Annotated in this window: 18 protein-coding genes; 6 read left to right on the plus strand and 12 right to left on the minus strand. The window is 42.2% G+C overall.

The features are described 5' to 3' along the window. The first annotated feature begins 16 nt into the window (after window positions 1–16). The gene (gene uvrB, locus ACEZ3G_RS00695) at window positions 17–2,005 is read left to right on the plus strand and encodes an excinuclease ABC subunit UvrB (RefSeq protein WP_432423558.1); all 1,989 of its coding nucleotides are present in this window, start codon (window positions 17–19) and stop codon (window positions 2,003–2,005) included. A 164-nt stretch (window positions 2,006–2,169) separates the two neighbouring features. Beyond that, window positions 2,170–3,705, plus strand: coding sequence for a M20/M25/M40 family metallo-hydrolase (locus tag ACEZ3G_RS00700; protein ID WP_432423559.1), 1,536 nt, complete (start codon window positions 2,170–2,172; stop codon window positions 3,703–3,705). A gap of 107 nt (window positions 3,706–3,812) precedes the next feature. On the opposite strand, the gene ACEZ3G_RS00705 is transcribed toward ACEZ3G_RS00700, so the two are convergent. Further along, on the minus strand, window positions 3,813–4,238 hold the full coding sequence (locus ACEZ3G_RS00705; protein WP_432423560.1) for an Hsp20/alpha crystallin family protein: 426 nt from the start codon (window positions 4,236–4,238) through the stop codon (window positions 3,813–3,815). Between the two features lie 154 nt (window positions 4,239–4,392). Next, the gene (locus tag ACEZ3G_RS00710) at window positions 4,393–4,794 is read right to left on the minus strand and encodes a TerB family tellurite resistance protein (protein WP_432423561.1); all 402 of its coding nucleotides are present in this window, start codon (window positions 4,792–4,794) and stop codon (window positions 4,393–4,395) included. A 130-nt stretch (window positions 4,795–4,924) separates the two neighbouring features. Here ACEZ3G_RS00710 and ACEZ3G_RS00715 point away from each other — a divergent pair, with 130 nt between their 5' ends. After that, window positions 4,925–5,287, plus strand: a complete 363-nt coding sequence (locus ACEZ3G_RS00715) for a DUF1456 family protein (protein ID WP_432423562.1) — start codon at window positions 4,925–4,927, stop codon at window positions 5,285–5,287. Between the two features lie 40 nt (window positions 5,288–5,327). Here ACEZ3G_RS00715 and ACEZ3G_RS00720 read toward each other — a convergent pair whose 3' ends face one another. From ACEZ3G_RS00720 to ACEZ3G_RS00730, 3 genes are all read right to left on the minus strand, one after another. Next, on the minus strand, window positions 5,328–5,678 hold the full coding sequence (locus ACEZ3G_RS00720; RefSeq protein WP_432423563.1) for a hypothetical protein: 351 nt from the start codon (window positions 5,676–5,678) through the stop codon (window positions 5,328–5,330). A 291-nt stretch (window positions 5,679–5,969) separates the two neighbouring features. Continuing rightward, window positions 5,970–7,163 carry an ADP-forming succinate--CoA ligase subunit beta gene (gene sucC, locus ACEZ3G_RS00725; protein WP_432423564.1) on the minus strand — a complete coding sequence of 398 codons (1,194 nt, stop codon included), beginning with the start codon at window positions 7,161–7,163 and terminating at the stop codon, window positions 5,970–5,972. Between the two features lie 100 nt (window positions 7,164–7,263). After that, complete coding sequence (locus ACEZ3G_RS00730) at window positions 7,264–7,899, minus strand: LON peptidase substrate-binding domain-containing protein (RefSeq protein ID WP_432423565.1); 636 nt, start codon at window positions 7,897–7,899, stop codon at window positions 7,264–7,266. A gap of 172 nt (window positions 7,900–8,071) precedes the next feature. Between ACEZ3G_RS00730 and lysA the strand changes: the two genes are divergently transcribed. The 3 genes from lysA to ACEZ3G_RS00745 all read left to right on the plus strand — a co-directional run bounded on the left by lysA (window position 8,072) and on the right by ACEZ3G_RS00745 (window position 12,776). Continuing rightward, on the plus strand, window positions 8,072–9,313 hold the full coding sequence (lysA, locus tag ACEZ3G_RS00735) for a diaminopimelate decarboxylase (RefSeq protein WP_432423566.1): 1,242 nt from the start codon (window positions 8,072–8,074) through the stop codon (window positions 9,311–9,313). An 81-nt stretch (window positions 9,314–9,394) separates the two neighbouring features. Beyond that, window positions 9,395–9,907 (plus strand): thioredoxin family protein, encoded by a 513-nt coding sequence (locus ACEZ3G_RS00740; RefSeq protein ID WP_432425127.1) that lies wholly within the window; start codon window positions 9,395–9,397, stop codon window positions 9,905–9,907. A gap of 286 nt (window positions 9,908–10,193) precedes the next feature. Further along, window positions 10,194–12,776 carry a M1 family metallopeptidase gene (locus ACEZ3G_RS00745; protein WP_432423567.1) on the plus strand — a complete coding sequence of 861 codons (2,583 nt, stop codon included), beginning with the start codon at window positions 10,194–10,196 and terminating at the stop codon, window positions 12,774–12,776. A 122-nt stretch (window positions 12,777–12,898) separates the two neighbouring features. On the opposite strand, the gene ACEZ3G_RS00750 is transcribed toward ACEZ3G_RS00745, so the two are convergent. The 7 genes from ACEZ3G_RS00750 to ACEZ3G_RS00780 all read right to left on the minus strand — a co-directional run bounded on the left by ACEZ3G_RS00750 (window position 12,899) and on the right by ACEZ3G_RS00780 (window position 22,683). Further along, window positions 12,899–14,878 carry an NACHT domain-containing protein gene (locus tag ACEZ3G_RS00750; protein WP_432423568.1) on the minus strand — a complete coding sequence of 660 codons (1,980 nt, stop codon included), beginning with the start codon at window positions 14,876–14,878 and terminating at the stop codon, window positions 12,899–12,901. A gap of 126 nt (window positions 14,879–15,004) precedes the next feature. Next, the gene (locus ACEZ3G_RS00755) at window positions 15,005–15,277 is read right to left on the minus strand and encodes an iron chaperone (protein ID WP_432423569.1); all 273 of its coding nucleotides are present in this window, start codon (window positions 15,275–15,277) and stop codon (window positions 15,005–15,007) included. 377 nt (window positions 15,278–15,654) lie between these two features. Further along, window positions 15,655–16,203, minus strand: coding sequence for an NUMOD4 domain-containing protein (locus tag ACEZ3G_RS00760; protein ID WP_432423570.1), 549 nt, complete (start codon window positions 16,201–16,203; stop codon window positions 15,655–15,657). A 188-nt stretch (window positions 16,204–16,391) separates the two neighbouring features. Beyond that, window positions 16,392–16,889, minus strand: coding sequence for a hypothetical protein (locus ACEZ3G_RS00765; protein ID WP_432423571.1), 498 nt, complete (start codon window positions 16,887–16,889; stop codon window positions 16,392–16,394). A 175-nt stretch (window positions 16,890–17,064) separates the two neighbouring features. Then, window positions 17,065–19,629, minus strand: a complete 2,565-nt coding sequence (locus ACEZ3G_RS00770) for an alkaline phosphatase PhoX (RefSeq protein ID WP_432423572.1) — start codon at window positions 19,627–19,629, stop codon at window positions 17,065–17,067. A gap of 144 nt (window positions 19,630–19,773) precedes the next feature. Then, a complete protein-coding gene (locus ACEZ3G_RS00775) occupies window positions 19,774–20,421 on the minus strand; it encodes a class I SAM-dependent methyltransferase (protein WP_432423573.1) in 648 nt (215 codons plus the stop codon). Window positions 20,422–21,003: 582 nt separating this feature from the next. Further along, the gene (locus ACEZ3G_RS00780; protein WP_432423574.1) at window positions 21,004–22,683 is read right to left on the minus strand and encodes a BACON domain-containing protein; all 1,680 of its coding nucleotides are present in this window, start codon (window positions 22,681–22,683) and stop codon (window positions 21,004–21,006) included. Between the last annotated feature and the right edge of the window lie 34 nt (window positions 22,684–22,717).

Raw genomic sequence — 22,717 nt, forward strand, 5'->3', positions numbered from 1 at the left:
TTCGTATTTTTATAGTATGAAGTTTAAAGTGGTTTCAGAGTTTAGACCTACCGGTGACCAACCCGAGGCCATCCGGCAGTTGGTTGAGGGAATCGAGGCAAGCGAACGTTATCAAACTTTGCTAGGTGTAACGGGTTCGGGCAAGACATTTACGGTGGCCAACGTTATTGAACAGGTACAACGACCGACGCTGGTATTGGCCCATAACAAAACATTGGCAGCGCAGCTTTATTCCGAATTCAAACAGTTTTTTCCTGAAAATGCGGTAGAATACTTTGTTTCATATTACGATTATTATCAGCCTGAGGCCTTTATTCCAACAACAGGACTCTATATTGAAAAAGACCTTTCGATCAACGAGGATATCGAAAAACTACGGCTGAGCACGACATCATCATTGTTGTCCGGCCGGCGCGATGTTTTGGTCGTGGCCTCAGTTTCTTGCCTATACGGTATCGGAAACCCTGTAGAATTTCAAAAAAACGTAATCGCCCTTGAAAAGAATCAGGTCATTTCGCGAACGAAGTTACTGCACCAATTGGTACAAAGTCTCTATTCAAGGACCACGGCCGATTTCAGAAACGGTAATTTCAGGGTAAAAGGTGATGTCGTTGATGTTTTTCCGAGCTATGCGGACCATGCTTTCCGCATTCATTTTTTTGGGGATGAAATAGAGGAAATCGAAGCATTCGACCCTTTTAACAATACCATTATCGAGGTCTATGAGAGACTGACCATTTACCCGGCCAATATGTTCGTTACCTCACAAGACGTGCTTCAAAACGCAATACATCAGATACAGCATGATCTGGTCGCCCAGGTCGATTATTTTAAGGAAATCGGAAAACCACTGGAGGCCAAACGTTTGGAAGAACGCACTACTTTTGACTTGGAGATGATCCGTGAACTGGGCTACTGCTCCGGTATCGAGAACTATTCCCGTTATCTTGACGGTCGCGAAGCGGGTACCCGCCCATTTTGCCTTTTGGACTATTTTCCCGACGACTATTTAATGGTCGTAGATGAAAGCCATGTGACCATTCCACAGGTACATGCCATGTACGGTGGCGATCGGTCAAGAAAGGAAAATCTCGTGGAATATGGTTTTCGATTACCTGCCGCAATGGATAACCGCCCCTTAAAATTTGAGGAGTTCGAAACACTGCAGAATCAGGTAATCTACGTAAGTGCAACCCCCGCGGATTATGAACTGCAACTTAGTCAAGGTGTTTACGTTGAGCAGGTCATTCGCCCGACAGGTCTTTTGGATCCCATTATCGAGGTCAGGCCCAGTTTGAACCAAATCGATGACCTGGTCGAGGAGATACAGCAGCGCGTAGAAAAAGACGAACGCACACTTGTGACCACACTTACCAAACGTATGGCCGAAGAATTGGCCAAATATTTGGCGCGGATCAACATACGCTGCCGCTACATCCATAGTGATGTCGATACTTTGGAGCGCGTTGAAATCATGCAGGATCTAAGAAAAGGGATATTCGACGTGCTTATCGGAGTAAACCTACTGCGCGAGGGGCTGGATCTGCCCGAAGTCTCTTTGGTGGCAATTCTCGATGCCGACAAAGAAGGATTCTTAAGAAGCAATCGTTCATTGACCCAAACCGTGGGTCGCGCCGCCAGACATTTAAATGGAAAGGCCATTATGTACGCCGATAAGATTACGGACAGTATGAAGAAGACCATCGATGAAACCAATTATCGCAGGGAGAAACAAACCGCCTATAATCTAGAGCACAATATTACGCCCAAATCATTGAATAAAAGTCTGGATAATGCCCTGGCAAAAAACTCGGTCTCTACCTATCATTTTGAAAAAGAGGAGCTACGTGCCGCAGAACCCGACCTGGAATATTTGACCAAGGAACAGGTCGAAAAACTGATTCGTGAAAAACGCAAGGCGATGGAAAAAGCGGCCAAAGAATTGGATTTCATGCAAGCGGCAAAACTACGTGACGAAATAAAAATGTTGCAAGAACAGGAGTAAAATCCCAATCATTTTTTGCATCTTTAGGTTAAATTCCTGCTTAATTTTAGAATCTAAATATTTTAATTAATTAATATCATTTATCTAATTGATTTATATTATATTAAGTATGATTTTTAGATTTGTCTAAATTGAATTATTTTAAGGATTTGAATCGATTTTAAATGCTAATCGACAAGCGAAACACGATATTTCAAATATCGTCGATCTTATTTTTTTTCGGCGGTTTTCTGTGCGCCCAAAAGTTGTCTTCCGAAGAAATCAAGACTGCCGCCAACAAAAAATTTCCAGAGGCCGTTTTTGAATTGAATTCATTTTTGGAAATTCCGAACGATGGTCATTTTCCTGACCAGGTAACCGCCAATAAAAAAAAATGCGAGTCGTATTTCTCACAACTTGGGTTTACCGTAAAGACCATTTCGACAGAAGGCGCCCCCCTACTCTTTGCCGAAAAAAAGTTTCGCAAAAAAGCGAAGACCGTACTCTTTTATTTGCAGATCGATGGGCAACCCGTCGACACCACAAAGTGGGACCAGCCCGATCCATTTGAACCGGTTTTGAAAAAACGCCAAAACGGAAAATGGGAAACCATCGCGTTCGAGCGCCTAAAAAACGAGTTTGACCCCGATTGGCGGATTTTTGCCCGTTCGGCATCCGATAGCAAAGGTCCGGCCATGGCATTTATAAGTGCTCTGAAAATTTTGGACGAAAAAAGAATAATCCCGCAATTCAATATTAAGGTAATCATGGATTTTCAAGAAGAAATGGGCTCGCCCCACCTACCGAAAGCCGTGTCAGAAAATAGAGAATTGCTCGATGCCGACATGCTCTTCATTATGGATGGCACCCGTCATGTATCCAACTTGCCTACTTTGACCTTTGGAGCCAGGGGCATTGCCACGGCGACCTTAAAAGTATTCGGCCCTCGCTACCCGTTGCACAGTGGGCAGTATGGAAACTTTGCCCCAAATCCGGTTTTTAAGATGGCCCAATTATTGGCAGGTCTTAAAGATGGGAACGGGAGGGTTACACTTTCAGGTTTCTATGATGGAATAGCGCTTAGCGAACCGGAAAAACAACGGTTGAACAATGTTCCCGAAGATAGCGACAGCATCTTGGCACGTATCGGTATGGCCGATACGGACGGCATCGGCAACACCTATCAGGAAGCTTTGCAGTACCCATCGCTGAATATCAGGGGACTGAACGCCGCATGGGTAGGAAAAGAAGTCCGGACCATAATCCCTTCGGAGGCGATAGCCGAAATCGATATGCGCCTCGTGCCGGAGTCGGACGGCAAACGTCTCATGGAACTTTTGAAATCTTATGTTCGGGAACAGGGTTATCATTTGGTGGATTCCACCCCTACCGAAGAAGAACGAAAAAAGCATCCAAAATTGGCATCGTTCACCTATCGGCTGGGGTCGTTGCCCTTTCGAACCGAAATGGACTCGGAAATCGGGGACTTTTTGAACAGGGCGACAAATAAGGTCTTTGGCGATCAGGTGGTCAATATGCGTACCACGGGCGGATCACAGCCCATGTCGCCTTTTATCACCACATTGAATATTCCCGCCGTATCTATTCGTATTCCGAATCCCGACAACAATATCCATAGTCCTAACGAGAATTTACGTCTCGGTAATTTTTTGGAGGGAATTATAACCTGTCTGGCCATACTGGACGAGCCCATTGAATAAGAAAGCGTCTCCAAGAACGGAGACGCTTCCCAAACTAACCAACTAAACCAACCATTATGCATGTTCTACCTAGAACGATAGAACGAAACATAATTTTTTAAATACCCTTATTTGATCTCGATCATCCTCTTAGGCTTGGGCAATGCCTCTTTTCTCTTTGGAAGTGTAAATCGAAGCAACCCATCAACATAATCGGCCTTGATTTTATCTTCATCAATGGTCTCAGGCAAGGTAAACGCCCTTCTAAAAGAAGTGAATCCGAATTCTTTACGGGTATAGTTGTCTTCTTTTACCTCTTTCTCTGTTTTCATTTCAGAAGAAATCGTCAACACATTGTTGTCGATTTCAATATTGAAATCTTCCTTTTTTCTACCCGGCACGGCAAGCTCAAGTTCGAAATCCTTTTCATTTTCCTTGATGTTCACTGCCGGAACACTGGTATTGTAATTTTCCATTCCACCAAACCAATCTGGTTTGAAAATTTCGTTCATCAACGAAGGAAACACCAAATTATTTCTTTTAACGATACTCATGTCTTTATAATTTAGATTAAACTTTTTTTCTTTAATCCTAAATAGACAAATCGTGTACCATAGACAAATAACTGCCTTTATGTCTTGTTTTGGTTTGGAATTACTGACAAAATGACCTATTTATTTTTAAAAAGGTCGTTCCTCAGATAAAATTTCAGTTATAATGTGCCTTGAAGATATCTATAAGCACATTTGGCGGAATCACCTTATTAGGGTATTTGTGCATGATGGTGAGCACTTGTTGGATCGCCGATGGGGGCAGGCCCATACCCAGACCGATGTTGTGTAAGCGGTTGATTTCCTTTTGTTCTTGAACCTCATCGACATTCATCAACAATACCAAGCGATGAAATTGGAGGATTCTGTCCGCTTGTGATTTGGGCATAATATGTTCCGCTTTTTTTTCAAAAAGCGAATCAAAAGTCGCGCGATCGATTCCAAGATGAGCGGCGACTTCGAGTAGAAAGTTAAATTCCGGTTCTTTGACGGCCCCATCTACCTTTGCAAAGGCTATCATTTCCGATAAAATACTAAGTTTTTCCTCGTGGCTACCCATATCTAAGCGTTCTTGATTGAACAATTCTTATGAAGATAACAATAAATATGGTCATTTCGTATAGTACATGTCAGGACTACCAAAGTCTTTAACAGTGATTATTTTGTGATACCTTGCAGAAAAATAATAGATGAACAACAACGATATTTTTAAAAAACTCAGAGTGGCCCTGAAACTAAGGGACGATGAAATCATCGATATTCTGAAATTGGTCGATTTTAATATCTCAAAAAGTGAACTTGGTGCTTTTTTTAGAAAAGAAGACCACCCAAACTATATGGATTGTGGGGATCAGGTTCTTCGTAATTTCCTTAACGGACTGGTCATTCATTTACGGGGCACGAAAGAAAATCCGAAAAATCCGGGAGAAGTGCTTTCAAGGCAAAACACGGTAAATACAAAAAAACCAAAACCGTCTTATAAATCCGGACAGCGCAAGAAGATGGACAAGGACATTAGTTATGTAAAATATAAGAACAAAAAAAAATCCTGATGAATTCTTCATCAGGATTTTCTTCCAGTTCAAATTGAGCCTACCCCTCTGTAATCCTTACTGGTACTGTAAAGGCCCTGCCTTCTTTGTAAGCGGCGTTATCTACTTTTTTGTAGTTCAACCGACTCTTGACAAAACCTTCAAGCATCTCATTATCGGTATCTACCGATAAGACGACGATTTCCTTGTCTTCGTTCAAAATGAACCTAACATTGGCCGTCCAGTCACCTTTCTCCAAAACGAACGAATTATCGTCCAACAAATCGGCTATCTGGGTAGATAGGCTTTTTGTAGGATCGCTCTTTTTGGAATTTTTCTTTGAATCGTTGGCAAAAATACTTCCTGTAGCAAGTAGCATTGCAGCTACCATTAAAACACTTAATTTTCTCATGACTTGTTTGTTTTTTAACCCTGTACTTATGGTATCAGGATTTGATTAATGATTGATGATATTACTAAAAAGACGTCTCAGAACTAAGAATGTTACATTGAATAGTTATTTTAACAAATAATTAATCATTCCAAGTGTTATTCGACCTTGTAAAATTAGCGAGGAGCGATCTTACATACAATTGAGAACAAGAAGGTTAACCGTTATTTAAAACCCTTAACCTTTACATAAGGCCCGAAATAAAAAAAGGCCATGTTTTAACATGACCTTTACATATGATATTCAACCAATTTAGCCCAATACTTCCTTGACCTTGTCGGCAGCTTCTTGAAATTGTACGGCCGAATGCACCGCTAGCCCAGAATTATCGATAATTTCCTTTGCCAATTCAGCATTGGTGCCCTGAAGTCTTACAATGATAGGCACCTTGATGGCGTCTCCCATATTCTTATAGGCGTCGACAACACCTTGCGCCACACGGTCACAGCGAACGATCCCGCCAAATATATTTATCAAAATGGCCTTTACCGCCGGGTCTTTCAGTATGATTCGAAATGCCTCCTCTACCCTTTTGGCATCGGCGGTACCACCGACATCCAAGAAGTTCGCCGGTTCCCCTCCTGCCATCTTGATGAGATCCATAGTGGCCATGGCCAGACCCGCACCGTTTACCATGCAACCGACATTTCCATCCAAATCGACATAATTTAGGCCAACCGCCCTTGCTTCGACCTCAATGGGATTCTCTTCACGCAAGTCACGCATCTCGGCATATTGCTTTCTTCGATACAGCGCATTATCGTCAATGGAAACCTTGGCATCGACGGCCATTACCTTATCATCGGAAGTCTTCAACACAGGATTGATCTCGAACAAACTGGCATCACTTTCAACGAATGCCTTATATAGGGACATGACGAATTTTGTCATTTCCTTAAATGCCGTTCCCGAAAGACCTAGGTTAAAAGCCACCTTTCGCGCCTGAAAAGGCAACAGGCCCGTAGCCGGATCGATTTCTTCGGTAAATATCAAGTGTGGTGTCTTTTCTGCGACCTCTTCGATGTTCATTCCTCCTTCGGTAGAATACATGATCATATTGCGACCCGTACCCCTGTTCAGCAACACCGACATATAAAATTCACTGGTCTCGCTATCACCAGGGTAGTAAACGTCTTCGGCGATCAAGACCTGATGCACCTTTTTTCCTTCTGCAGAGGTCTGTGGGGTGATCAATCGCATGCCGATGATATTTCCGGCCAATTCTTCCACTTCTTTCAGATTTTTGGCCAATTTAACGCCACCACCCTTGCCACGACCACCTGCGTGCACTTGTGCTTTGATGACGTGCCAGCCCGTTCCCGTCTCTGCGGTCAACTGTTTTGCGGCCTCAACGGCCTCCTTTGAGTTATGGGCGACGATGCCACGCTGTATGCGTACCCCGAAACTTGCCAAAATTTCCTTTCCCTGATATTCGTGAAGATTCATATATAATCGGTGTCTTTAGGTTCGGTGCAAAAATAGCAAACCAAACGCATTTACACCAAAATAAAAGTTATCGATTACCACTGCACATGATTTGGGTCGACTATTTGATTCCCTTAAAGTCCAAGGGGTCGAAATTTCTGAAATCACCATTGAGCTTGATGGTCTTTTTTGTTCTTTCGAGTTCTTTAAGTACAGAAATCGTCCCTATCAAATGTGCCTTTATAAAGGCAAGACGCTCGCTTTCCCGTGAAAGTTGCAAAAGTTGGTACTCTTGCTCATAGGATAGTCCCATTTTATGGGCCAAAATATAACTATGGAACTTTTCGGGAGGTATCGGGGTAAAGGGCACTTCCATAAGTCGATATAATTCTTCTATCAAGTCCAATACTTCCACCGTCTCGGTCGCTTCGACATCGTTGAAAGAATCAAGGAATTGAACCACGCCACCAGCGTAGGGCTTGCTAGGCATTTGATTCTCAAAGGTCAGGATCTTGAATACCTGTCTGGCGACGCATACGACATCCATCTCGCCATTCTCATAGGTCGTGACTACCTCAACCAATTGAACCTCGGTGCCATAGGCTACATTTCCGTTGATATAGACCGGAATACCAAAGGTTATGGCATCCTTCCTACAATCGATGATCAATTGTTTGTAGCGTTCCTCGAAAATATGGAGCGGTACGGTCTCACCAGGAAAAAAAACGGATTGCAATGGAAAAAAAGGAAGTTTCATAGGTTCATTTCATTTAGTTTTAAATGTACGATTACAATGTCATAAGGACAAATGTCATGTACATTACCATGATTGTTACATTTACAACATTTTGTTGTATTAATTATATTTCCGCTAAATATTCTTGTATGGGAAACCGAAGTACGTTAGCTTTACCAAAAATGATAGCAAAATGAAAAATGCTGACTTGCTAAAAATTGCAAAATCTTATGGCGACCCGGTATATGTGTATGATGCCGAAAAAATAATCGGTCAATTCAAAAGGCTTACCAACGCGTTCAAAGGGGTCAAAAATTTGAAATTGAACTATGCCGCAAAAGCCCTGTCGAACATTACGATCCTTCGGCTGATGAACAGTTTGGGAAGCGGCCTTGATACGGTATCGATTCAAGAAGTTGAGTTGGGCCTCATGGCGGGGTTCAAGCCCGAAGATATCATTTTCACCCCGAACGGGGTTTCTTTGGAGGAAATCGAAAGGGCTTCGGCGCTGGGCGTGCGTATCAATATAGACAACCTTTCCATACTTGAGCAGTTCGGGAGCAAGCACCCAAAAATACCCGTTTGCATTCGTATCAATCCGCATGTGATGGCCGGTGGCAACTCGAATATTTCGGTAGGCCATATCGATTCGAAATTCGGTATCAGCATACATCAAATTCCGCATTTATTGCGAATCGTCAAACTTACCAAAATGAATATCAATGGTATTCACATGCATACCGGCAGCGATATTCTCGATATTGATGTTTTTCTGTATGCGTCAGAAATCCTTTTTGAAACGGCCAAAAATTTCGAGAATCTTGATTTTATCGATTTCGGAAGCGGTTTCAAAGTACCCTATAAAGAAGGTGATATCGAGACCAATGTCGAAGAACTGGGCAAAAAATTGGGCAAACGCTTCAATGATTTCTGCGCGGAATACGGTAAGGAATTGACCTTGGCCTTCGAGCCCGGCAAATTTTTGGTAAGCGAGGCCGGTTATTTCTTGGCGAAGGTGAACGTGGTAAAACAAACGACCTCTACGGTTTTTGCGAGTATCGATTCAGGTTTCAACCATTTGATAAGGCCCATGCTATATGGTGCCACCCATAGCATCAGCAATATTTCGAACCCGGGGGGGCGCGAACGTTACTACTCAGTGGTTGGCTATATATGCGAGACCGATACTTTTGGCAACAATCGAAGGATCAATGAAATCGCCGAGGGCGATATTCTCTGTTTTAGAAATGCAGGGGCCTATTGTTTTACCATGGCGAGCAATTACAATTCAAGGTACCGACCGCCCGAAGTACTTTGGCATGAGGGTCGGGCCATTCTGATACGTGAGCGCGAAACGTTTGAAGATCTTATTCGCAACCAAGTCGATGTCAAAGATCTCTTTGCCCCTAAGAAGGAAAAAATCTTGGTGAAATAAACCTCGGGTATTTTCGTTAGTTTTGGTATAGAATTTGGACTAATAGTCCGAAATGCGCAACCCATGAAAATATTCGCCCCAATGCAGATCAAAATCGCTTTATTCTTGTTCGTAGGCCTTTTGGCCTTTGATTCAAGCGCCCAAGAAGTTAAATGGCTCACTTGGAACGAGGCGGCCGAGTTGGCGGCGACCGAAAAAAATCCAAAGAAAATTTTTATTGACATCTATACCGATTGGTGCGGATGGTGCAAAAAAATGGACAAGGACACTTTTCAAAATGCCGAAGTCGCGGCCTATATGACCGAAAATTTCTATATGGTAAAACTTGACGGCGAGGGCAAGGAAGACATCGAATTCAAGGGCAAGGTCTTTAAGTTCGTACCCTCGGGCCGAAAAGGTTATCATGAGTTCGCAGCCGCATTGATGCAAGGTAAGCTTAGTTACCCGACCACGGTTTTCTTGGATGAAAAATTGAACATGCTTTCCCCGGTACCGGGCTATCAAAAACCAAAGCCTTTCTTGAACATTGCCAAGTATTTTGGCGACGACATCTACAAGGAAAAGGATTGGAAAACCTACGCCGAAGGAAAATAGCATTGCCGCACTATCCGACCTTCTTAGATCGTTACACCTTATTTGGCCTGTATTCCGTTATCGCATTAATCGAACCCATCTTGACTTTTTTGATTGACGCGAAAATCAGCTATTTTGAGTTTGATAGAAGGCATTTTTAAGTTGCTCAGCAGGGCTACGCCATGAAAAAATGTCAAAAAACAGGCTCAAAAGAGCAATTTTTTAACCAATGGGAAAAAGTCAAGGTGAGTTCATTACCTTTCAGGAGTAATTGCAAGTATGATCCGTACTTTTTATCCCTGAGACATTGAAGCTGTACAATTGTATTTTCGTATTAATTTTTGCGCTTTCCTGTAAAAACAATCCACCGTTCGAAGAGACCCTGTTGAAAGATGGCGTGCCCCTTGCCTTGGCCGAATACCGCCACGGGCAGGTATCGAACGTTGAATACCGATTGTCTTTCGCGATTCCTAAGGAGAAAGAAGATCCCATAAAGGCAAAATTGATCTTGGACCTACATATTTCCGAATACAATACCCCCCTCTACTTGGATTTCAAGGAAGACGCCGATCATATAAAATCCGTAACGGTCAATGGTGAGTCCGAAGAAATCGACCACCGGAATGAACATTTGGTCATCGGCCCGCAGCATCTTGATTCCGGTGCCAATCAAATCGAAATCGAATTTGTAATGGGCGAACTCTCGCTCAACCGCAATGAAGAATACCTGTACACACTTTTGGTACCTGACCGTGCCCGGACCTTGTTCCCGTGTTTCGACCAACCGAATATAAAGGCCAAATATACCTTGACGATTACAGCCCCTGACGATTGGCAGGTACTCTGTGGTGCCCCGGAAATAAAATCCGTGCAAAAAAATGGCTTTACCGTTCATGAATTCGGCCAGACCGAAAATATCAGCACCTATCTTTTTTCGTTCGTGGCAGGAAAATTTCAATCCGCTTCTGAAAACCCCGAAGGTTTTGATATGACACTTTTATACCGTGAGAACGATACGGCCAAGATTTCTCGGAGCTTGCCCGTAATTTTTGATTCGCATTACCGATCGGTCAAATTTCTTGAGAACTACACGGCATACAGATTTCCTTTTCAAAAACTCGACTATGCGGCCATTCCGGGATTTCAATATGGCGGCATGGAGCATGTCGGGGCCATACAATATCGTGAAGGCGCCTTGTTTTTAGATGAAAGTGCCACTGAAAACCGAAGACTTTCAAGGGCCAAATTGATAGCACACGAAACGGCGCACATGTGGTTCGGTGATCTGGTCACCATGGATTGGTTCAATGACGTTTGGATGAAGGAGGTCTTTGCCAATTTTATGGCCGATAAGATCGTGAATCCCGCTTTCCCTGAAATCGATCATCGCTTGGCCTTTATGGTGGCGCATTATCCGCGGGCCTATAGTGAAGACCGCACCTTGGGCACCAACCCGATTCGACAGCCCTTGAACAACCTGAACGATGCGGGGTCGCTCTATGGCAGTATCATCTACAACAAAGCACCCATTATGATGCGCCAGCTGGAAACCGTTATGGGCGAAACGGCCTTTCAAAAAGGCATTCAAAACTATATTGAGAACTATGCCTATGAAAATGCCGTTTGGAACGACCTTGTCGAAATTCTCGACCAAGAGACAAATACCGACCTCAAAGCATGGAGCAAAATCTGGGTCGATCGATCCGGTCGCCCTATCTTCGACCAACACATTTCATATGACGCGGATGGTACCATAGCACAATTCGAACTACACCAAAGCGCCGAGGATGGCAGTGATGGCATTTGGCCCCAGACTTTTGATATTGCCCTGACGTATCCCGATACGGTCATTACGTTGACCGCGAACATCATCGAAAAGAAAACCACCCTTGACTACGCAAAAGGATTGAAAAAACCGAGTTCCATCGTCTACAATGCAAACGGACTCGGATATGGGGTCTTTCCCGTGGAGGTATCGCAACTGGACAATATTCCCTTTCTAAAAGACCCTGTGACCAGGGGCTATGCGTATATCAATAGCTTTGAAAATGCCCTAAACGGGAATATTCCTCTAGAGACGGCTTTCGAACTGTTTCGTAAGGGGATGGCCACCGAAAGCAATGAATTGCTTATCAACCTTATTAGTGGATATCTTGGTTCCATGTATTGGAACTACCTTACCGAGGCACAACGTGAGCACTACCAACAACCCTTGGAAAAGCAATTGCTGCAACAGTTACAGTCGGAACTTCCGCCAAATATCAAAAAAACACTGTTCGATCGTTTCCGTTCCATTGCCTATTCGGATTCGGGGAAAAATACGCTTTACGCTATTTGGAACAAAACCAAGGTAATTCCCGATCTCAGGCTCAATCAAGACGATTATACGGCCATGGCCATGGATCTGGCACTTTACGGGCACCCCGAACAGGCTGAAATTCTCGAAAAAGCCAAAAGCGAACTGACCAACCCCGATAAATTGGAACGGTTTGAATTTCTATTGCCCGCACTGTCAAACGATGTGGCCGAAAGGGATGCTTTTTTTGAATCGTTGAAAGCGGAAAAAAACCGCGCCAAGGAAAGTTGGACGTTGACCGCCCTTAACTATTTGAACCACCCCTTACGCCAACAGGAAAGCATAAAATACCTCAAACCCAGTCTGGCGTTGTTGGATGAAATTCAAAAGACGGGCGATATCTTTTTCCCAAAAGGATGGTTGAACAATACCATCGGCGCCTATACTTCTGCGGAGGCCTACGAGATACTCGAAGATTTTATCGCCGCAAACCCTGACCTAAACCCCGCGTTGCTGAAAAAACTGTTGCAGGCCTCCGATGACCTGAGAAGGGTACAATTGTTGGGTAAAAAAGTGGATAAGGGAAATGACTAATGATTTCCTTCGGGAATTATGTAGTCTTTATTTAGGACGGGGCAGTATTGCACAGAACGGTTTGGCTACGCGCAGTATCCCGAAGGGTATTGCGTATAGGTGTTATTGGCAGCTGGCTTTTTTTAAAAATTCAATAAGCTGTTGTTACTCGCTTTTTTTGATCTACTTTCAATTCTATCAATCTGTTCTAATGCTTTGTCTTTGTCTACAGTTAGGAAAGAACGTTTGCGCAGATGGATTTTAATTAAATCATTCACTTTCGAAAAATTTGTTTCACTGTTCAATAATGCATTTTTTCTATCTGTGACATGATATGGCTTCCTTTTTATCAGTTTTAAATCAATTTTTTCAGAAACAGAAGTAATGTCAATTTGTTTTATAAAATCATAACCTAAGTTGTTATGGTACTCAATGAGGTTTTGTTCAGGTTTCTTTATTTCAGGTATTTTTATACAAGAAATATCGTCTTCACTTTCGGTAACATTGATACCAATTGACATTCTTGGGTATTTTATTTTAAATTGGTTTTTAAGAATTTTAAATACTTCAGAGGGATGATTTTCCTTTGTCTTCAAATCAAATCGAATTCTTATTAGGTATATGTCGTATCCGAAAGTTAACTCTTGACGCATTAATTTTTCTTTACCATCAAAGTTTTTATAACTATTGTCAAGATAGTCTATAAATTTTGTAAGTAATGAAAGTGTAATTACGCTTTCAAAACCTAATGGATCCATACTCTGATACAGGTCTAATACATTTATGTAAGACATATTATTTTTATGAAATGCAATATGTTTTAATATGTCCTTTTGAATCTCTTTTGAATCAATAAATATGAATTGTGCAGCAAAATACTCTTGAAGAGATTTGTGGGACCATTTGTAATACATGCCGTCTTTTGAAAAAATCGGAACAGTAATTAATAGGTCTTTAATAAAGTCTGATGATTTTACATTGTTTTCACCAACGTAGTCTAATGACTCTGTAACAATTATACCAAGTTCATCTCTTGTAAACTCTATTTTGTTTTCTTGCTTCAAGCAGAAATATCCAAAGGTTCTTAATACACGATGAAATTCATCAGAACCTAATTTTGAATGTTTTTCTCTTTCAAAGGAATCTCCTTTGGATAGGTCATGAGATTCAAATAGTGCATCAAATACCTGTCTGTAGAAAATATGTTTTTTAAAGGGAATACTTTGTTTATGTTCAAAAGCAGTAAACAAAAGGGATACTAATAGTGGAGTTGTTAAATATTCTTCAATGTTCGAGAAATTATCTTTCTCTTGAATTTTAGAAATTAAAAGTGGAGCAATTTTGTTAGATATATCGTAACGCTTTATTAATTCATACGCTTCATCTGGAATTAGCGGTTTTATTTGGTACTTAAAGAAGTCTCCAAATGATGATAAAGCTTCCTCAGGGCGTGATGTTAGTACAAATTTATTACTTCGTGCTTTAGATATAAATTTCTGAATTTCAGTTGTTACATGTGCTCGGTCAGTAATTGATATTTCGTCAAATCCGTCAAAGAAGAAAATAAAATCACCCCTTTTGATTAGATCAAGTACAAACTGTTTGTCAATTTCTTCATTTATTGGATTGAGTTGTTCTAGAATCTCCTGAATTACGTCTTTATTTTTTGAAAGCCGCCTAAGTTCTATAAGCATGGGAACGCCTTCATTTTTGTCAATACACGACAAGAGTAGTTTTTTCGACATAGTTGACTTACCCATGCCTGCAGTATCGGTAATTAAGATTTTGCTGGATTCTTTGAATACTACGTCACTATATTGGTCAATTAATATACTTCCTCGTTTGTCATGATTATTTTGATATTGAATTGTTAAAGGGACATATACATCATCCAAAAGAATCTTTCTCCTTTTGAAGGCAACAGTGTTTAGGATTGCATTCTTTTCATAAGTTTCATTCAAATATTCTAAGAATTTATCCTCAAAGGCGTGGTCAATAATATTCTCATCTCTTTTCCAGGATTTTTTAATTTCATCAAGTTTAGGTTTTAAGAATGTATCAAAAACAACTTTTGTCAGGGGCGCTGCAATCGTTGCTATATTTTTAACTGTATCTATTTCCATAATATTGCTTGCTGCCAACTAGGTTATAAGAGCACACTATAAATTTCTTACAAAATACCTTGGCATACAAGTATACTCATTAAAAAGCACAATACCGCAGACGCATCTTTGTTGGCAATTGGTTTTTCAATATTTCCATTTGGCTCCCCTTTCTTCAACATCCTTTTTTCTGTATTCGGCAATTTTTCGGATCAGATTTTCGGGCAGGGGTCGATCATACTGAAATTGAACGGAGTCTTGTTTGGTCGTATAGGAACCAAGTTCTTTTTCAAAGGGTTGCATTGCGGGTCCGGTCGGGATAAAACTCAAATGGGCATTATGCGCAGCATATGCAAAAAGTATCGTTTCGGATGCGAAAACCGGTTTACCCCATTTCAATCCCTCTTTTGCCTCTGGCACTACGCTTTTAAGATCGCACGTAATTCTTCTATTTTCGATCGGGCGATCTTGGGCAGTTGTTCAATATAGTCCTCTACGCTGGTAGTTTTCTTTTTTTCCATTTTACTCAACTTTTTGGCTCATCGACGACTCTAGCAACTCATACCCGCTTGCATAGACTGTTCAAAAAGCACGTGCAAATGTCATATTGAGCCTGCCTAACGGCAAGGCAGGCTTGTCGAAATATTCCAGCGTATTGAAAATCAATGTCGGTTTCGACAGGCTCAACCCGACAATAGGGTCAAATATGCCTTTTTGAACAGCCTCATGAATGCAATCTTACCGGTAGCTATCGGTACGCGGTAAATACGGTCACGCATTATTTCGGTCCCTTTTAGTTAGTATTCGGATACAGAACCCCAATTCTCACCTGTTTTAATTCGATAAAGTTGCATTTCAGAAATTCCGAACTGCTTTGCGATCATTTTCATCCGCGTTCTTCGGTTCGGGTCGTTTATCTTTCGCTTGATCAATTTGACCTTGGTTTCGGTCAACTTTGAATATGTTCTTGTGCGTGGTTTGTTCTTGTATTCGGGATTACTGAATTGGTGGATTTCCTTTTCTTTTTTCGTCGCCCATTTTAGGTTTTCCGAACGATTGTCGGTTTTATCGTAATTCAGGTGGATGACATAGATACCCTCGTTTTGTTCAAGAAAATGTTCGGCCACGAGTTTATGCACGTACCTGCTCGTCCATTTTCTTTTTTTCCTTAAATTCAGGCGCAGCACTTGATAGCCGTTCACAAAAGATTTTTTTTGAAGGAACTCCTTTTCGCCCTTGCAGTTCAAAATGCGCCCGTAATTCGATATTTTGTATTTTTCCTTTTCGGCGATTTTTTCGTCAAATCGAATTTCTTTCCATTCTTCTTTCCAATAGTTTCTCATCATGTTGGGGGGCTTTCTCAAAATATGTAAAGGGCAATCGTTTTATTTAAGAACGGATTTAAATATAGAAAAATCCGTCAGAAATCTACCGCCCAAAAATAATACTACGTTGTAATTGGGACTTGGTTCTAAATTAGCTAGAAAACTTACCATTCACTTCTGTTCTTTGTTCCACTATGTTTTCGACCAACTCATTTTTGCTTTCTAGGTTTGATAATGATTTCCTTATGTAAGTTGGGAAAGTACTTTAACATCGTTTGTTTATCCTTGCCCGAGGTATCTATGAATGTCCAATTCAGACCATCATCGGAAGATAAGGCGATCAGGGTATATTCAGATTCAATTTTGCCCTGCGGCGTATTCATTGTCAATTGTTGTGTCAAAGTACATTGAAGTTCCCCATCTTTCTTTAAAAAGCTCGAAGGATCTTTAAAACTCAGATCTTTAAAGGTAAAACCATCATTCTTCATTTTGTCCATTGCTTGCTTTGTCGCATTTACCATATTTGACCTACCGCCCATCATTTCAATAACTTTAGGATAAGTGTACTCTGCAAAATTATCATAATCGCCCGCGAGAAAATATTTTTTCATTTCGCCGAGTTGCTCATTCAGGTTTTTGTTCTCAGTTTGGGAAAAGGAAAATGTTGAACAAACAATCAATATCAATGACCCGATAAATTTATGCATAGGATTTTGTTTTTAAACTTTAACCAAGTTATAAAAGTACATTATAAATTTCTTACAATACCACAGCGTACAAGTACATCGCTCAAAAAGCGTGAGGCGACATTTACAAGTAAATACAAGCGCTTATAAGTCTTTGTAAGCAATTTAAACCATGTATTTTTCCACCTTTGGCAAACTAACGTTTGATAAGCCTATAAAACCCGATCCGCCCTTTTGGTGTCCGCACCTGCACAAAATAGACGCCTGTGGGTTGGCCCAAAAGATCAAGGGCGACCGTATCGGTGCGGGTAAACTTTTTTGAAGCAACATGCACCCGATTCGAGGTCAGCACCGTAACGAACACCTCATCATAGACCTGATCCAATATTATATTGACCTCATTCTCTGCGGGGTTCGGGTAAAGTACACCAACAGTTTCAGGGGCTTCATTTTTTAAGGGCAGTTCGGTCAAGGTGTAATTTGGTCCCGGTTGGTTACAACTGATGACAGGCGGTTCATCGGCATAACCATCTGCATCGTCATCACGATACCAAAGGGCCTCGGCATTCACGGAAGCATCGTTATCGTCGCAATCCGTGGTCTGAAGGACCGTCGTCGTATACCCCGTACCGGGATTTTGGCAGCTCTCCACCGTTTCGGAATCCGCAAAACCATCGCCATCGGCATCGAGATACCATGTGGACGATGCGGTCACGGAAGCATCGTTATCGTCGCAATCCGTGGTCGGAAGGACCGTTGTCGTATACCCCGTACCGGGACTTTGACAGCTCTCCACCGTTGCGGAATGCGCAAAACCATCGCCATCGGCATCGAGATACCATGTCGAGGATGCGTTCACGGAAGCATCGTTATCGTCGCAATCCGTGGTCGGCAAGACCGTTGTCGTATACCCCGTACCGGGACTTTGGCAGCTTTCCACCGTTGCGAAATGCGCAAAACCATCGCCATCGGCATCGAGATACCATGTGGACGATGCGTTCACGGAAGCATCATTATCGTCGCAATCCGTGGTCGGCAAGACCGTTGTCGTATACCCCGTACCGGGACTTTGACAGCTTTCCACCGTTTCGGAATGCGCAAAACCATCGCCGTCTGCGTCGAGATACCATGTCGAGGATGCGTTCACCGAAGCATCATTATCGTCGCAATCGGTGGTCGGCAAGACCGTCATCGTATACCCCGTACCGGGACTTTGGCAGCTTTCCACCGTTTGGGAATCCGCAAAACCATCGCCATCGGCATCGAGATACCAAACCGTTTCCGGATTGATGTTCGCGTCATTGTCATTGCAATCTGTCGTTGGCAAAACGGTCGTGGTGTATCCCGTTCCGGGACTTGTTGGACTCAATACCGTGTCCGGATGCGCATATCCGTCACCATCGGCATCGAGATACCATGTCTGGTCGGGGGTCTCGTTTCTGGAAATCACCAGGGTAATGCTCTTGTCGAAACCGATATCATTTCCTGCCGCATCGGTCTGTGTGGTACTTCCATTTCCGCTGTCAGGGTGTTGAATCGACATGAATAGAAATCGATTGTCAGGTGAAAATGTAATTCCCGTAGGTTCGGAACGATAAGGGGTGCGGCCGAATATCTTGACCTTTGGGACGTTTTGGGTATGTCCGTTTTCAACGACCCAAATATAGTTCTGAAAATCATCGGCATCCTGCATTACCCAAAGGTTGCCCTGCGCATCGAAAGCAAGGTTATCGGGACCATGGCCCCAAGGCACCGTGGAAGTACCGTTTTCATGTGTAATCGAATAGGATGCATTCCCAACATAGGTCTCCATATTCGATACGGTCATGCCTGTAATCGGGTCGGAATCTTGAAAACGATACACCCGATCTTCATTTTTTACCGCAAAGTAGATCCGACCATCGGGGCCGATTTCAACATCTTCGATTCCGTTAAAAACCGTGCCACCCACATTTGCACTTTGTTCTACTGTCGAATTCTGTTCGGCCTGGGTGGTATTGTCCAATTGGATCCAATTGCCCGAGCCGTTTTTAGAACCGCTATAAACATATAAATTGCCACTGCTCAAATCTTCGGCGTTATCGGCCACAAATTTATAGAGGTAACCTACGGTAGCATCCGCGCCCTGATAAACCGTTCTCCGGTTGCTATGAACGACGGCATTCTCATGTTTGAAGTTGCCCATGGCCCACAATTTATCAGCTCCGTTCAAACCACCTTGCTGGTCGATCACTGTTTTGGTCACCGGGTCGATCTCTATGGCCCACCCCAGATCATGGTAGCCATCAACGTTCACATCTATGGGAAACCCAAAACGATCCTGAAGTTCAATACTGGTATATTCCTCACAAGTGATTATCGTGTTCCAAGGGGTTACCGTACCGGAACAGTTGGCAGACGTGCCCACAACCGCACTAAAATCAACGGCTTCAGATCTTGTCGTTTGCCAAAGTCCCGTTCCCGGATCATAATCAATGTCAAGAATCGCCACTCCGCCTTGAACATCCTCGGCGTTGATCGCGAGATATCCATTTTCGCTGCTCCCATTAATGGGCACGTATCCCGCAAAATCGTTTTTATCCTTTAGCGTACCTCCTTGGGTCAGCGCATCGCCCGTTTCGATGATTTTTTGAAAACGGTGCGTGGCGGGAATTACAAAATCGGTATTCTGAACGCCCGGGGGCACCGAGGTGAAGTCACCGATCTGTTGTGCACAAATCCCAACTGAAAACAATAAAAAAGGGAAAATTCTAAAGTTCATTGCATTTCGTTTTACGGGAAAACGCATTGCGATACCAACCGCTCATTCGCCCGAATCAAACGAATTTATGCAAACTGTTGCGGAAAGAAACAAAAATTCGATGTTGAACCCGATTTAAGGGCCACTTTACCACCCTAGAAAGGCTTAATCGGCACGCTTGGCGACCGTGGCAAATTGAAGGTAGAACATATCCATCGCCGTGAACAAAAAAGGAATATTATAGAGATAGGGCTTTAGGGACCCTGTTCTGTTAATTCCTTCGTGCCGCACTATTTCGAACCCTAGCCTGCGGTACATGTTCGCAATACTACTCTTGGTAAAAAAGCGCAAATGGGTCTTATCGAAAATACCATGGCCCTCATATTCGAACTTTTTTTGGAGTACAATCTTCTTAAAGGCATCATGATAACGGATATTGGGGATGGAACTAATTACAACACCTTGATCGGTGAGCTTGTTCCTCAAAGTGGCCAACACCGAATAGGGATCTACTAAATGCTCCAGAACATCATTGCAATAAATGGCGTCGAAATAATTGTCGGGCAACCCGTCCAAAATATCCTCACATGGTCCAATGTATACTTTATCCAATACTTTTTGTGCCTGTTTGCCTGGTTCCGGCATCAACTCGATACCCCAAGCTTCAAGGCCTTCCCTTTGTTTGATGTGTGCTGCAAAAGTGCCTTCACCACAACCAACATCCAATAGCGTTTTGCATCCCGACGGGAGATAGGCCAACATTTCCGGTCGAACATGGTTGTAATAGTCGTCGGCTTTGTTCTCGTAATCCATTAACCTTGCCTCATGCAGTTCTTAGAAACCAAAGGTACACTTTCTTATCCGGAAAATTAATTTTTGGAAATTTGCATTAATCCTTACATAAACCTGAGTTGGATTAATCGAAAACAACAAGTCACAGAAAATAAAATAATTGCAAATTGTCGGGTCGAACACAGTCAAGACCTGTTTCAAAATATCTATGCCAAATGATTCCTTGACTGCGCCCGGAGAGACACTTTTGGCCTTCATTCTTACAACATAATATTAGCTAATCGGAGACTTAATAATCGAACTCAGGTAATAATAATCTTTTTCACAGTTTTCTGTGTAAAAATAACGTTGGATGGGTATTTGAGCGCAAATAAGGAATTTATTAAAACCCACTCTGCCGGTAGGTATCGACGAGATAAGCCACAGAGAACCATCCCGACAAAATCTTCCTGGCAAATTTTGCCGGTTTCTTTTTTATCATTCTACCTCACCCAGAACTGCTTATGGCGGTTTCGGCCTCTCCTTTGGAGACGTGAATCGAAAAACCGACTGCCCCGATACACTCCTATATCATCGGAATAGGAGAATTCTTTAGACTAAACCTTAGTTCACAGGCAAGGTTGCAATCGCCCATCTCACAGAAGAATTTTCTATCTCGGAAGCCCTAACAACCGCGTAGAATTCAGTACCGCTCGAATTGAAAAACACGAAATGCCCTTTTGAATCAAATAGTCTTTCATTTCCGTAAATGTCGGTACCAAAAAATTGCGGAAGCATCACATCACCTTGAAAATTGTAGAAATCAGCGGTATATTTTTTTACTATGCTACCTGGATTACTTTCCCAATTATATCCACTTTCAAAAACTGCATAGACAATATTCGATTCTTCGTGATGATCAAGAGCTGCAACGCGTTCATCTTGGGAACCAACCAAACTACCACTATACCTCATATCGGTTGATTCAGAATTGGTGGCATTAAATATGTTTCTACTTCTGGAGAATAGCTTTTCACCATTTTCAGAAATCCATATATTACCATCAAAGGCAAAATCGCCATGATAGGGTGAATCGTACATATATTGGGCGACACCCATGGTTATGTCATATTTTTCGAAATCGGATGGTGACAAGCCGTTGTCGGCACCGTAAATAAAATCACCCGACGGGTGCAGTTTAACCCTAGTACCCGCTCTAATACTATTACCCGTATGCAAGGTTTCCTGTTTGGTACTTAAATCGATGCAGCGAATCGTCTCCCATTGATCGACCTTTGGAAATGCATATACCCAATCGTTTGGTGCCAAAATGATATCGAAGACATCGGTAGACACATCAAATATATCTATCAACTGCATTGTTGAAAGATCGATATGCGAAATTTTTCCATCATGACCCACTGCCGCATATTTCCCATCTTGACTTATAGATACACAGGTAGGGGGCAAATTCAATACAAGCGTTTCTACCGTTTCTGAAACAAGGTCATATTTTCGGATATGATTTGGAGCGATGGAAACAGTAACCAATTTATCATCGTTTCGGTCATATTCTGCATCAATTATTTCACCGCTTTCGAGCAACCATTTTTCTTCTTTGAAAGAATTGACGACAATACTAATTCCAACTGGGTCATTTTGACCATTCAAGACCATGATCGGCCATTCATATACTTGTGTAAGAAGCTGCTCTCTATTCACGGTAACAGATACTTTTGTGGAATCGCCTGCGGTCAAAAATCCTGTACTCGGCACTATGGACAAATCCGAATTTGAATTTTCAATTGTCCAATCGTAATCTGTTCCCCCCTCATTTATAACATAAAAATCTTTACTATTCTCAGAAAAATCAAATTCCAATTCACCCTGGGACACGGCAAGTATTGAAACAGGAGGGTCTTCAACCAATATTTGGATATCAACAGAAACTTTACCGGCTCCGTTCGAGACCAATTCCAGCATTCCCGAGTGAGTGCCAGCAGTTAACCCTTCTGTATTGGGCAATACTTCGATTTCAACCAATTCATCACCAACCAGACCCGAATCCGGGCTTACGGAAATCCAGTCCGGTTTTGAACTTACACTCCATTGGAAACTTCCTACTGGTTGGGCCGATAGTAAAAATTTTCCCTTTTCGTTACCTAAAAGCTGAAGTGAACTTGGTGAAGCAACTAACTTTGAAGTCAACTTAGGGATATCTTCTGTTTCACATGAATGAAATGTTAAAAGAAGCAGAAACAATAATAGGCTATACTTGGAAAAAGTCATTCGTGAGATGGTCATTAGTAGGTTTTATCTTTCAAATTATCTATTATAG

The sequence above is a fragment of the Meishania litoralis genome, assembly GCF_042611095.1.
GTDB lineage: Bacteria > Bacteroidota > Bacteroidia > Flavobacteriales > Flavobacteriaceae > Meishania > Meishania litoralis.

What these genes read in the sequence shown, in the direction of transcription:
- uvrB (WP_432423558.1), top strand. Translation starts at nt 17, where the DNA reads ATGAAGTTTAAAGTGGTTTCAGAGTTTAGACCTACCGGTGACCAACCC.
- ACEZ3G_RS00700 (WP_432423559.1), top strand. Translation starts at nt 2,170, where the DNA reads ATGCTAATCGACAAGCGAAACACGATATTTCAAATATCGTCGATCTTA.
- ACEZ3G_RS00705 (WP_432423560.1), bottom strand. Translation starts at nt 4,238, where the DNA reads ATGAGTATCGTTAAAAGAAATAATTTGGTGTTTCCTTCGTTGATGAAC.
- ACEZ3G_RS00710 (WP_432423561.1), bottom strand. Translation starts at nt 4,794, where the DNA reads ATGGGTAGCCACGAGGAAAAACTTAGTATTTTATCGGAAATGATAGCC.
- ACEZ3G_RS00715 (WP_432423562.1), top strand. Translation starts at nt 4,925, where the DNA reads ATGAACAACAACGATATTTTTAAAAAACTCAGAGTGGCCCTGAAACTA.
- ACEZ3G_RS00720 (WP_432423563.1), bottom strand. Translation starts at nt 5,678, where the DNA reads ATGAGAAAATTAAGTGTTTTAATGGTAGCTGCAATGCTACTTGCTACA.
- sucC (WP_432423564.1), bottom strand. Translation starts at nt 7,163, where the DNA reads ATGAATCTTCACGAATATCAGGGAAAGGAAATTTTGGCAAGTTTCGGG.
- ACEZ3G_RS00730 (WP_432423565.1), bottom strand. Translation starts at nt 7,899, where the DNA reads ATGAAACTTCCTTTTTTTCCATTGCAATCCGTTTTTTTTCCTGGTGAG.
- lysA (WP_432423566.1), top strand. Translation starts at nt 8,072, where the DNA reads ATGAAAAATGCTGACTTGCTAAAAATTGCAAAATCTTATGGCGACCCG.
- ACEZ3G_RS00740 (WP_432425127.1), top strand. Translation starts at nt 9,395, where the DNA reads ATGCAGATCAAAATCGCTTTATTCTTGTTCGTAGGCCTTTTGGCCTTT.
- ACEZ3G_RS00750 (WP_432423568.1), bottom strand. Translation starts at nt 14,878, where the DNA reads ATGGAAATAGATACAGTTAAAAATATAGCAACGATTGCAGCGCCCCTG.
- ACEZ3G_RS00760 (WP_432423570.1), bottom strand. Translation starts at nt 16,203, where the DNA reads ATGATGAGAAACTATTGGAAAGAAGAATGGAAAGAAATTCGATTTGAC.
- ACEZ3G_RS00765 (WP_432423571.1), bottom strand. Translation starts at nt 16,889, where the DNA reads ATGCATAAATTTATCGGGTCATTGATATTGATTGTTTGTTCAACATTT.
- ACEZ3G_RS00770 (WP_432423572.1), bottom strand. Translation starts at nt 19,629, where the DNA reads ATGAACTTTAGAATTTTCCCTTTTTTATTGTTTTCAGTTGGGATTTGT.
- ACEZ3G_RS00775 (WP_432423573.1), bottom strand. Translation starts at nt 20,421, where the DNA reads ATGGATTACGAGAACAAAGCCGACGACTATTACAACCATGTTCGACCG.
- ACEZ3G_RS00780 (WP_432423574.1), bottom strand. Translation starts at nt 22,683, where the DNA reads ATGACCATCTCACGAATGACTTTTTCCAAGTATAGCCTATTATTGTTT.